Source organism: Paenibacillus sp. Cedars (genome assembly GCF_003184205.1).
In the GTDB taxonomy this organism is placed as follows: Bacteria; Bacillota; Bacilli; order Paenibacillales; family Paenibacillaceae; genus Paenibacillus_AQ; species Paenibacillus_AQ glucanolyticus.
This window is the reverse complement of record NZ_CP020866.1, coordinates 6,057,510-6,069,021: the sequence shown is the minus strand read 5'-3', so window position 1 is coordinate 6,069,021 and position 11,512 is coordinate 6,057,510. Positions and strand designations below refer to the sequence as shown.

At 50.6% G+C, this 11,512-nt stretch carries 10 protein-coding genes; 4 read left to right on the top strand and 6 right to left on the bottom strand.

Features of this window, described 5'->3' with window-relative positions; genetic code table 11:
* Positions 1-94 precede the first annotated feature (94 nt).
* Both B9D94_RS29285 and B9D94_RS29280 read right to left on the bottom strand, forming a co-directional pair.
* A complete protein-coding gene (locus B9D94_RS29285) occupies positions 95-1,048 on the bottom strand; it encodes a DMT family transporter (protein ID WP_063478136.1) in 954 nt (317 codons plus the stop codon).
* 340 nt (positions 1,049-1,388) lie between these two features.
* Complete coding sequence (locus B9D94_RS29280) at positions 1,389-2,903, bottom strand: copper amine oxidase N-terminal domain-containing protein (protein ID WP_148248584.1); 1,515 nt, start codon at positions 2,901-2,903, stop codon at positions 1,389-1,391.
* 256 nt (positions 2,904-3,159) lie between these two features.
* On the opposite strand from B9D94_RS29280, the gene B9D94_RS29275 reads away from it, so the two are divergent.
* From B9D94_RS29275 to B9D94_RS29260, 4 genes are all read left to right on the top strand, one after another.
* A complete protein-coding gene (locus tag B9D94_RS29275; protein WP_006207177.1) occupies positions 3,160-3,849 on the top strand; it encodes a response regulator transcription factor in 690 nt (229 codons plus the stop codon).
* Complete coding sequence (locus B9D94_RS29270) at positions 3,846-4,850, top strand: sensor histidine kinase (RefSeq protein ID WP_148248583.1); 1,005 nt, start codon at positions 3,846-3,848, stop codon at positions 4,848-4,850. Before B9D94_RS29275 ends, B9D94_RS29270 begins: the two co-directional genes overlap by 4 nt.
* 99 nt (positions 4,851-4,949) lie before the next feature.
* Entirely contained in the window at positions 4,950-5,711 is a 762-nt protein-coding gene (locus B9D94_RS29265; protein WP_006207179.1) for an ABC transporter ATP-binding protein, read from the top strand.
* Positions 5,701-7,653, top strand: a complete 1,953-nt coding sequence (locus B9D94_RS29260; RefSeq protein WP_148248582.1) for an FtsX-like permease family protein — start codon at positions 5,701-5,703, stop codon at positions 7,651-7,653. The genes B9D94_RS29265 and B9D94_RS29260 overlap by 11 nt, the downstream gene beginning before the upstream one ends.
* Before the next feature lie 144 nt (positions 7,654-7,797).
* Here B9D94_RS29260 and B9D94_RS29255 read toward each other — a convergent pair whose 3' ends face one another.
* The 4 genes from B9D94_RS29255 to B9D94_RS29240 form a co-directional block, all read right to left on the bottom strand.
* On the bottom strand, positions 7,798-8,283 hold the full coding sequence (locus B9D94_RS29255) for a DinB family protein (protein ID WP_006207181.1): 486 nt from the start codon (positions 8,281-8,283) through the stop codon (positions 7,798-7,800).
* A gap of 137 nt (positions 8,284-8,420) precedes the next feature.
* On the bottom strand, positions 8,421-8,825 hold the full coding sequence (locus B9D94_RS29250; RefSeq protein ID WP_006207182.1) for a hypothetical protein: 405 nt from the start codon (positions 8,823-8,825) through the stop codon (positions 8,421-8,423).
* Positions 8,826-8,898: 73 nt separating this feature from the next.
* The gene (locus B9D94_RS29245) at positions 8,899-10,230 is read right to left on the bottom strand and encodes a D-arabinono-1,4-lactone oxidase (protein WP_148248581.1); all 1,332 of its coding nucleotides are present in this window, start codon (positions 10,228-10,230) and stop codon (positions 8,899-8,901) included.
* Entirely contained in the window at positions 10,227-11,414 is a 1,188-nt protein-coding gene (locus B9D94_RS29240) for an amino acid deaminase/aldolase (protein ID WP_148248580.1), read from the bottom strand. The genes B9D94_RS29245 and B9D94_RS29240 overlap by 4 nt, the downstream gene beginning before the upstream one ends.
* Positions 11,415-11,512 lie beyond the last annotated feature (98 nt).

Genomic DNA, 11,512 nt, shown 5'->3' with positions numbered 1-11,512 from the left:
CTACCTGCTAATGGGAAACAGATGGTTCAGCATGTAATCATACAAGGCGGATCTCGACAATTTCTCTACACTTATTCTACACACTGGTGTTAAGTTAAGTGGATTTGGACTCACCCGGGGTCAATCCCGTTGGTGCAGCCCGCTTGGATCTTCCAGCGAAACTGGCGCCAATCACCCCGATAATAACGAGTCCTGCGCCAATGAAATGATAATAGGCCAACTGTTCGTTCAAGAAGAAGACACCTCCAAAGATGGTGATTACAGTTGCCAAATTGTTGAAGATGCTCATCCGCGACGCTTCCAGCTGGGATAAGGCATAATTCGACAGAAGCGACGTACCCAGGGAAGACAGGACACCAAGATACAGGACCGCCCATACAAAAGAAGGATGAGCAAACGGGTCAAAATACTGCATGAGCGTTCCTTGGGCCGCATGCTGAACAACCGACATCAGGTTAAACAGCACGAATCCGATTAGCGTCATGATGAACGTAATATCCAGCACTGGCTGCTTCTGGGTTAACTTGCGGGCCATCACGCTATAAATGGCATTAGACAGTGCCGACAACAGAATAAGCACGATACCGAGCATGCTGGAGGCTTCAAAGGAAACGCCCTTCAGCACGAAAATCGAAATAATCCCTGTTACCGACAATACGGTAAACAGCTTCTGTGCCCATCCTGAGCGTTCCTTCAAAAATAATGATGCCAGCAGCATCGTAAAGATCGGAACGGTAGCATGGATAATTCCCGCTTCAGCTGAGCTGGTGTAGACCAAACCGAAGGTTTGCAGTGTAAAGAACAGAAACGGATAGAATATCGCCAAGGGCACAATAACCAGCAGTCGCTTCAGATGGAGCGGAACTCTTCTGCGGGCGATGAGCAATGCCAGTGCGGCGGCAATGAAAGAGAGGGTGAACCGGTGCGCTAACGTGTCCAGCGGGTTGGATACGATCAGTGCCATTTTCACAAACATGAACGAAAAACCTATAATGACGGTATATCCTAACGCTGCGGCATAGGCCCGGCCTGTATGCGGTGTATTCATTAATCATGATCTCCTTTATTTTCTCGTATGCATTGCAATCCTGGAGTGTTGCATCTGCTAAAGTTAGCATACGGCGGGAGGAGCACCCTTACGATTAGAAATAACGCCAACTGTACCGATACAGTTGATGGGGCGAAGGAAGGATAGGATGTATCCATACCTTTTCCTTGCCCTGCGATTATACTGTAAGAACCGCTGATAACACATCAGCAACCATGACAAAAAGGGCTGTTTCCCGCCATCCCAAGATGACGGGAAACAGCCCCGGCAATACTTCCCTGTGTATCCACCTCTAACTCGCCGACCGACAGGTCCGTCTGTTATCGAAATGGGTTATCGCTTAATCACGCTCAATGATAATCCAGCCATCGCCCTCCAGATGAAGCGTTGCCCCGAGGGCTTCCGCCATAAACCGGAGCGGAACGTAGGTAGATCCGTCGCTATGGACAAACGGAGCCGCCTGCAGGGTCACGCTTTTACCGCCTACAGTCGCTTTCTGGGAACCTACCGTCAGCTTGATTTCCTCGCCTGTCAGATCATTGATGACCGTAATGTTCTTGGAGCCCTTCGCCCACTTCACTTCGGCATCAAGACGATTGGTCAGGTAACGAAGTGGAACAAAGGTCTGATTGTTCTTCTTGATCACAGGGTATACGAGATCCTCGTTCGTATCAAGATACAGCGATCTGTGCGTGATCTTCAAATCATCCTTCAGCACGTTATAAATCGTTGAATTCTTCTCGAAATTGCGCAGCACCTGGCCTGGTGTCACCGATTCGCTCAGGACATCCAAAGCACCCTTGGATGTATCCACTTTATTGGCTTTCACCGCACTGCCGATATTCCATACCTCGCCCTCGGAGTACACCTTGAAGGATTTCAAGGGCATGTCTTCGGAAGCCGGAAGTGCGACAGTCAGTTCCACAGCGTTCTTGCGTGTGTTAAGCTGCTCGTCAAAGTAATAGTCCAGCTTGAGAACCGTATCCTTACCGAAGACGGTATCGCCTCCTGGGAACTCCTCCAACAGCTGTTCCTTCTGTTCATCGTAATTCTCCGTCAATTCGGCCAAGCTGCCATGAACGATTTCGTAGAGCGAAGCCACAACCTCTTCCTTGGATTCCTGCGGCAAGAGCTCCACATCTTCCCCGTAAGCCTCACCGATGCTAACCATCATCGGATAAATGGCATCATAGGCATCACCAATCAACTGCTTTAAGCCTGCTTCGTCCTTCATGAGACTCTCTGCAAAAGGCTTGAACATCGTCAATATCTCTTCCCCGGTCAGCTCCATATGGAGATGCGTCAGGTTCAAGCTCTCCCCATTCACCTTCTCCTGGGCAGATTTCACAGCAATTTTTGTCGGATTCGGAAAATGCTTCAGTACAAGCCCGGCCGCCTTCTTCACTACGTCTTGAATCGCCTGCTCGTATTGGCTGGTGTCAGGCATTCCGGGAACCGTTGTATCCATTGAGAGATAGAACGGCTGCTTGGCGCCTTCCAGTTGAATCGCCATTCCTTTGGGATCCATGGACAAGTGAAGCGGAATCTTCTTGTCCAAATAATGCACACTGCCCTGAATGGACACGGTGTTGGCATCCTGGACGATGGCACGATCCACATTCAATGATAACGAATTAATAAGTTCAATCGCTTCTTTATCTTCAGACGACAGGGCCCGGTCGGCAGGCACCGCCTCGAATCGAATGCTTGCACTGGATTCACTGGATTTAACATCAAGACTTGTAAGCATCGCCTTGTTGATATCCAAACCTCCCACGGACTGACACCCTGTCATAATGACAAGCATAGCTGCAACGAGTACGGTCAACCATTTAAACTTCTTATGCATATTCATATTGTCCCCTCCCAGGTCATAGGCTCATATCTATTATCGGGAGATAGGAAATGTTTGTAAATAGGTAATTCAGCCTCGTCATCTACGCATGCGCTTATGTTCATCCACCGGATGGCACTTGCTCCCTTTTTGCTATACACTGGGAATGAAGTGCCGATTACATAAAGTCCAAAACTAAAAGGCCCATCTACAGCAACGGGAAGTTTCCGGGAACTCCGGCTTTTTTTGGACAACCTTATAAAGCGTGGTGAATCTTTTGTTCAAAATTATGCTTATCGAAGACGACGCGACCCTGTTCCATGAAGTCCAGGAACGGCTCTCGCAATGGTCTTATGACGTATATGGCATCAAGGATTTCAGCAGTGTACTCCAGGAATTCACAGACGTACAGCCGGATCTTGTCATTATCGATATCCAGCTGCCCAAATTCGACGGATTTCACTGGTGCCGGATGATTCGATCCCATTCGAACGTCCCGATTATCTTCCTGTCTTCACGGGATCATCCTACCGACATGGTGATGTCCATGCAGCTGGGAGCGGATGATTTCATTCAGAAGCCGTTCCACTTTGATGTATTGATTGCCAAAATCCAGGCCACCCTGCGCCGGGTTTACAACTACAGCACCGAACGAACAGAGCTGAGAGCCTGGCGCGGAGCAACCGTCGAGTTCGGCAAGAATACCATTAGCAGCCCTCAAGGCACGGTCGAACTGACGAAGAATGAAATGTATATTCTAAAGATCCTCATGGAGAGGAAGAATCAGATCGTCAGCCGGGAGGAGCTGATCAAGAGTTTATGGGACCATGAGCATTTTGTCAGTGATAACACGTTAACGGTGAATGTGAATCGACTGCGTAAGAAGCTGGAGCCTCTTGGCCTTGATCCTTACATCGAAACCAAGGTGGGACAAGGATATATCGCGACAGAAGAGGCTCATGCATGATCCTTGCCTATATTCGGGAACGGCTAAGCTGGATTCTGTTATTTCTGTTCCTGCAGCTGCTGCTTCTGTTTGTTGCCGCTGTGGATTCCCAAATCCCGTTCCTGCCCATTCTCTATATTGTGTTTCTGTCATCTATGCTCTTCATGGTGTTTCTGATTGTCAGATACAACCGGGAGACGAAATTCTACAAAAGCCTTCGGGCATGGGATGACACCTTCGACTTAGCCGCCATCACCGAGCCGGAGCATCCCTTTGAAGCAATTGCCATGGACATGCTCTCCCTCCAGGCCGAGCGCTTTAAGAGGGAATCCTCCATCCGCCTGATGGAGATGGAAGAGGAGAAGGATGAGCTGCTGTCCTGGATCCACGAAGTGAAAACGCCCCTTACCACCATGCAGCTGATGATCGAGCGCATGGAGGATGAGACGTTAAAAGGACAGCTACAGTACGAATGGCTCCGCATCCACCTGCTGCTGGACCAGCAGCTGCACCAAAAACGCATCCCCTTTATCCAGAACGATCTCCATATTGAGGTGTCCGCGCTTGAGCCGATCATCTTCCAGGAGATACGGGCGCTCAAATCCTGGTGCATGCAAAAAGGCATCGGTTTTGACGTCTCCCTGCAGGTAACGGAGGTGCTGAGCGATACGAAATGGCTGGGCTTCATTATCCGTCAACTGCTGACCAATGCCGTTAAATACAGCTCTGCATCGGATATTGCCTTGCAGAGTGAGCTCGTGGATGACCATGTTAGACTCATCATTCGGGATTCCGGACGCGGCATCGATCCGAAGGACATGCCTCGTATTTTCGACAAAGGTTTCACGTCCACGACCTCACATCAGGACCGTGCGGCAACCGGCATGGGGCTGTATCTGACACAGAAGGCAGCCAATGCCCTATTGATCCGCATTCAGGTGGAATCGAAGCCAGGCATAGGCACAACCTTCACTTTAATTTTTCCGAAGAAGAACGATGTTGTGAGGATTATCGGCATGTGACAACAATGTCACATGCTTTTGCACTTTGTTCGGCGAATCGAAGGAAAAGGCCCTTGCCGCTCCTTTATGATAAGGACAGTAAACAAAGGAGTGAGGAACTTGGCAATTCTGGAAGCAAACCAAATCCATAAGAGTTTCGGCAATAAATTCAATAAACAGGAGGTGCTGAAGGGCATCGATATCCGTGTGGATAAAGGCGAGTTCGTCAGCATCATGGGCGCATCAGGCTCAGGGAAAACCACGCTGCTGAACGTGCTCTCTTCCATCGATAAAGTGAGCCTTGGCAGCATAAAAATCGAAGGCAAAGAGTTTACTGGCATGAAAGAGAAGGAACTGGCCGAATTCCGGAAGCACCATCTGGGCTTTATTTTTCAGGAGTACAACCTGCTGGACACGCTGACTGTCAAAGAAAATGTTCTACTGCCGCTATCCATCAAGAAGGTATCCAAAAAAGATGCGAACCAGAGGTTTCAAAAAATAGCAACCGAGCTTGGCATATACGAACTCAAGGACAAATATCCGAATCAGATATCCGGTGGACAGAAGCAGCGGACTTCAGCGGCCCGCGCATTCATTCACGATCCCAGCATTATTTTTGCAGATGAGCCGACCGGAGCGCTGGACTCGAAGTCCGCTTCCGATCTGTTGAACAAATTAAGCGAACTGAATCTGAAGATCGACTCCACCATCATCATGGTTACTCATGATCCTGTGGCCGCCAGCTATTGCAGCCGGGTTGTCTTCATTAAGGACGGACAGATTTATACCCAGCTGAACAAGGGCGAGCAGTCCCGGCAGGCCTTCTTCAATGACATCATCAAGACTCAGGGCGTGCTAGGCGGTGTTCAGAATGAACATTAATTATCTGATCTACCGGAATCTGAAGAAGAATATTAAAAATTATTATCTGTATGTCTTTGCCCTCATCTTCAGCGTGGGTCTGTATTTCGCCTTTGTGACGCTGCAATATGATCCGGCCACGGATGAGGCCAAGGGATCTGTGAAGGGGGCTGCAGCTCTGGGAGCCGCCTCGGTGCTGCTTGTGGCCATCGTTGCGATTTTCCTGCTGTATGCCAACACGATTTTCATTAAACGGCGAAGCAAGGAAATCGGGTTGTTTCAGCTCATCGGCTTAACCAAAGGCAAGATATTCCGAATCTTGAGCGCGGAGAACCTGATTCTGTATTTCGGTTCCATGGTGATTGGCATCTTTGCCGGATTTGCGGCTTCCCGCTTGATCCTGATGATTTTGTTCAAGGTTATCGGTGTTGACGCTGAAGCCGCCTTGTCCTTCTCCACCGAAGCGCTGATCCAAACCGTCATTGTGTTTGCCGTCATCTATGTGCTGATCATGATCATGAATTATACGTTCATCCAGCGGCAGAGCATTCTGTCCCTGTTCCGTGCGGTATCTACAACGGAGAATCAGATCAAGAAGATGTCCTTCCTCGAAATGTTATTCGGCTTGCTCGGAATCGGACTTATTCTTCTCGGTTATTATGTGTCAACCAAGCTGTTCAGCGGGGATTTCACCTCCATGAACGAGCTGTTCATGGCGATGATCCTGATCCTGGGATCGGTCATTATCGGAACCTATTTATTCTATAAAGGATCCGTCAGTTTTATTTTCAACGCGATCCGGAAGAGCAAGGGCGGTTACTTATCCGTGAATGAAGTGCTGTCGCTCTCCTCCATCATGTTCCGCATGAAATCCAACGCACTGCTGTTAACGATCATTACGACCGTATCCGCGTTAGCGATCGGACTGTTGTCCCTCAGCTACATCTCTTACTACTCCGCGGAGAAATCAGCACGGCAGAGCGTACCCAATCATTTTACGGTAGCAAATTCCAACGATCTGGCTGCTTATATCCAAGCGCTGACCGACGAGAATATAGAGTTCAAGCAGACCAAACGTGACGTTATTCAAGTGAATGCTGACCTTTCTCAGGTGATTGGGGCCAACTTGGAGGTCGTATCAGGTCCAGGAGAACAGCAACCAACGGTCATACCGGTCATCAGCGACGAGAGTGTGGAAGGAATCGATGTTTCTCCTGAGGAGACGCTGTTCACGGGATCCAGCGATGCAATTCAACAGTTTATGTCGATTCAGGCCACGGGGGATATTGAGCTGACAAGCCCTAACCAGCAAATAAAACAGCAGTTGATAGGCTTGGAGAAGGACTCCTATGTATCCTATTATTTTGCCAGCGGAGGTCTGCCGGCAGCGATTGTGGACCACACCGTCTTTGACAAGCTGGCCCAGGATCTGGATCCGAAGATCCAGAAGGAAACGAATGTCTACTACGGTATCGACCTTGTCGACCCGATCGCCATCGATCAAGCCAATCAGATCTTCAAGGATCTCGGCATTAGTGAGTCTACCGGGAACCTGTCCCAGAGTGAGCTGATAATGAACCAGAAGAGCAACATGGGCCTGATGATGTTCATCGTGGGATTCCTTGGACTCACCTTCCTGATCACCTCCGGCTGCATCCTGTACTTCAAACAAATGGATGAAGGGGAAGAAGAGAAAGCGAACTATACCATTCTGAGAAAACTCGGCTTCACTCAGGGCAACCTGCTGAAGGGCATTCAGATGAAGCAGCTGTTCAACTTCGGCATTCCGCTGATCGTTGGCCTGTTCCATAGTTACTTCGCCGTTAAATCCGGCTGGTTCTTCTTCGGAACCGAGCTGTGGCTGCCCATGGTTATGGTTATGCTGCTGTATACGGCACTGTATTCCATATTCGGGCTGTTATCGGTGCTGTTCTATAAACGGATAATTAAAGAGGCGTTGTAAGAGAGGTGCATGCATGGTTGGGTCCAGGGTAATCCGGGCCCCTCCATGCATTTGCTCGTTAGAGCAGGGAAGCTGGCCCGGGGATCAAGCAGCAAAGAGCCTAGACGGGATCCAGAGCGGGGGAACCTTACTTCTTAACGAAACTTACCATTCCAGCGCCTTGCAGCTCTTCTGCAGCTTTCGAATGTACACGATCTGACCGATATGATAGGCATTATGCGCAGCCGCATTGCTTATGATCTCCCACCACTTGGCCGGTACGGGAAAACCGTCCACCTCCTGCTCGAGCTTCGCCTCTGTCAGCAGTTCCTGCCACTGCAATAGCACGGCTAACAGTCGGTCTCTTAGCTCTGCAAAGGTCGCATTGTCGGGAATGATAAAGCTATGTTGATTGTCTCCAATAGAAGACACCGCACTCATTCGTGATTCCCGGTATCTGGTTTGCCAGGTTTCATTCCAATAAAGTAGATGCTGCACGATCTCAGCAATGCTGTGGCTGTCATTGGCAGGGGTCCAGAACGCTTCATCCTCCGTTATATGCTCAACGGATTGCTGGAAAGGAACGTGCCAGCTGGGATCATTCGCATTGGCTAACAGCTGATTCAATAGAACGTCATGCGCATGCGCCATGGTTCATTCACTCCTTCATGAAACGGATAATGAGCAGCATCGCAAATCATGGCTAATTCTACTACAGGATGAAGCACCCCAAACCGCATAAAATGGTTTAACTCATTTTTTCTCAGATACGCTGAACAAGAGAAGCGTTATCTCACATGAAACACGTCCACATAATATTGCGCCGTAGGCGTATCATTCTTGAGGCGCAGCTCGATCTTCTCCCCACTCCCCTTGCATAAGCCCACTGTAATCTCAAAATAGGTGGCCCCGTGCATCGCATCCACCGGACTGGCATGCTGGCTATCCTCTGCCATCGTTACCCGCTCGTTGATCGATATAATTCGCTCGCAGCCAAACGAGGGATAAGCCTCGCTATATATCTCCTGGAGCGAGGATCGGATAACCGGATATAACTGCTGCAGCATGGCATTCTCGAGCTGCCGCTCCCTGGGCTTCTCTTCTTGTGGCTGCGCATAGGCAGCTGCGCTTCCCAGACTGAACAGGAGCAAGGCGCATAACAGCAGAACATGGATCATGGATCGCCGCTTCATGTAATGTAATTCCCCTTTTCTTTTTGCTACTAGAATTTCCTCATCAGGCTTTTTTATATACTCCAAGTAAAATTCAAAGAAAAAGCAAGTTGTTGGAGACAGCGCCGGATGAATCGAACAGCCTTCCCGTATAATTACTCCATAATATGCCGTCCGGGTCCAGCTCCTCCCGAACCGCAAGGAAAGCATCCCACATCGGATACAGTTCCTTCAACTGCGCAGCCTCAAGGGAATGCATTTTGCCCCAATGCGGCCGACCGCCATAACGGAGGAAGATGCGCTCCATCGCCTGGAAATAGTCCTCATACAGCATGCCTTTGTACATATGAACCGCAATATAAGCCGAATCCCGGCCATATGCGGGACTTAACCAAATATCGTCGCCTTTGGCATAACGGCATTCCACAGGAAAATGCACATGGAATTTACTGCGTGACAGCTCCTCACGCATATCTTCGATGACCGCATTCATGGCCTCCACGGGAAGGTTGTACTCCATTTCGTTAAATCGAACGAGCCGCTGGGTCGCAAACAAACGATGGCTGTGGTTCACTTTGCGGCCGAGCGGCACTTGTGACGCAGAGAAGCGGCTTACATAGGGACTTGCTTTGGGCAGCTTGCGGCACAGCTCCGAGATCAGGCCGAAGAGGGTGTTCTCCACCAACATTTCATTGAAGTAATCCTTGATCCGATACTCCTTCGCCTCTTGATGCGTCTTGTTCATCAGCTTGATCTGGCACGGCTCCGCATAAGGGAACCAGTAGAATTCGAAATGGCGATTCTCCTCAGCTAACCGAGCCTGCTGCTTCAAGCATTCATTCAGTGTCACTCGCCTGCTCTCGTATTCGATCCGGTAGGCCGGTTCAAGCCTCAACGTAACTTGAACGATAATCCCGAGTGTTCCCAAGGATACCTGGAGCGCCCTGAACCAATCCGGGTGTGACTCCCTGCTGCATTCAAGCACCTCACCCGTACCCGTGACTACCGTAAACCCGACAACCTGCGTTGAGATGTTCCCGAACGTCCGGCCCGTACCATGCGTCCCGGTACTAATGGCGCCTGCGATGGATTGCACATCGATATCGCCCAAATTCTCCTGAGCCAGCCCATGCCGAAACAACAGCTCACCCAGCAGCTTCAGCTTCGTTCCCGCCCAGACGGTGGCTGTTAAACCTTCTGCGTCCACATGGACCAGCCCCTGCATGCCGTCCAGGGAGACCAGACAATCCTCCGATGCCGCAATGGGCGTAAACGAATGCCCTGAACCGACCACTCGCAGCCGCCTGCCCTCCTGTCTGCACATCTGCACAATCTTCACGACTTCTTGCGTGGAGGTAGGGTGAAGCACTGTTCTTGGATTGGCTCGTACGGTTCCCGACCAATTCGACCACTGGACCTGCTTCATAGAAAACACGCTCCCATTCCGCGATAGGTAGCATACTCACCCACAATTCGGCCCTGCGAGACCGCATGCAGCACCTTGAACCGCTCGCACAGCTCGCCTGCCTTCGCATGGCGGAAGAACACCGGGTCTCCCAGGTTTAGCTCTACATGCGCAGGCAAGCGCAGCGGCGTCTGTACCTCCCCGGCGCCTTCCAGCGCGAACAGTTTCAATCCTGAAGGCAAATAAGGCTGTGCCAGCTTATCCGCATCCGCTGTGCCGGATGCCGTGTATCCACCGCCCATACACGTCACGATCCCTGCCTTCGGGAAACGCACCACCTCTACGGCATAAGCTGCTGCCGGTTGATAACGGAAAGAAGCATAATGGTCAAACAAGCCCGGCGCATAGAAACCCGAGCCTGCCGTAATTTCGGTTACCCATGCTTCCTCCCTGGAGCTCTCCATACTGCCGGTTCCTCCTGCATTCACGAAGCGAAGCCGAAGGTCCATCGCCATCAGCCGCTCCACAGCTTCCTTCCTGCGCTTGGCGGCTTCGACGATAGAGCGGCTCTTCAGCCACCGCACCGTTTTATTCTTCAGGTACTTTCCGGCTGTTTTATCGCCTACGCCTGCCACCTGCGCCTCGTATCCCATGATGCCATCCAGACAAAGCCAGGGGGAGTGGATTATCCGTTCCACGATAGGGTACATGCCCTCCCACGAATGGACGGGAGATCGCCACACACCGAGATGCAGGCCGGGATATTGGACCGACATATCCAGGTCAATGCATAGCGGCATAACGGTTCCCTCTTGTCTGGCGAGTTGTTCCACGTGCTCAACGTGTTCGACACTATCGACCATCAAGGTAATCGAGCGACCTTCGCTTACCCGGTTCATCAAGGTTCGGATCGCTTCCGGCTGCCACTGCGGATACCCAAGCAGAAGGTCGTCGAAGCCGCGCTCTGCCAAAAAAGCTGCTTCTGCCGCCGTATAACACATGATCCCTTGATAGATCGGGCTTGAACCAAGAATACGAGTCAGCACGTCCACAGAACGGATCGACTTGCTTGCGAGCCGTACCCTTTTGCCCCCTGCAGCCCCTGCAATGGCCCTTGCATTGTCGTCCAGCATGTCCAGATCGACCAAGGCGAATGGCCTCGGGACTTCCGCGAATATCTCTTTATAATACTCATAAGTGGCCATCCCTCTATCAACACCCTCCCGTTTCCCACACGCCTATGCCACATGATATTCTCGAAGCATGCGGATTATCCTCTACTTCCGGATTGAAACCGGCATAA

Excerpts from the sequence above, each read along its gene's own strand:
- B9D94_RS29260 (WP_148248582.1), top strand. The coding sequence starts at position 5,701 with ATGAACATTAATTATCTGATCTACCGGAATCTGAAGAAGAATATTAAA.
- B9D94_RS29255 (WP_006207181.1), bottom strand. The coding sequence starts at position 8,283 with ATGGCGCATGCGCATGACGTTCTATTGAATCAGCTGTTAGCCAATGCG.
- B9D94_RS29245 (WP_148248581.1), bottom strand. The coding sequence starts at position 10,230 with ATGAAGCAGGTCCAGTGGTCGAATTGGTCGGGAACCGTACGAGCCAAT.
- B9D94_RS29240 (WP_148248580.1), bottom strand. The coding sequence starts at position 11,414 with ATGGCCACTTATGAGTATTATAAAGAGATATTCGCGGAAGTCCCGAGG.
- B9D94_RS29270 (WP_148248583.1), top strand. The coding sequence starts at position 3,846 with ATGATCCTTGCCTATATTCGGGAACGGCTAAGCTGGATTCTGTTATTT.
- B9D94_RS29285 (WP_063478136.1), bottom strand. The coding sequence starts at position 1,048 with ATGAATACACCGCATACAGGCCGGGCCTATGCCGCAGCGTTAGGATAT.
- B9D94_RS29250 (WP_006207182.1), bottom strand. The coding sequence starts at position 8,825 with ATGAAGCGGCGATCCATGATCCATGTTCTGCTGTTATGCGCCTTGCTC.
- B9D94_RS29280 (WP_148248584.1), bottom strand. The coding sequence starts at position 2,903 with ATGAATATGCATAAGAAGTTTAAATGGTTGACCGTACTCGTTGCAGCT.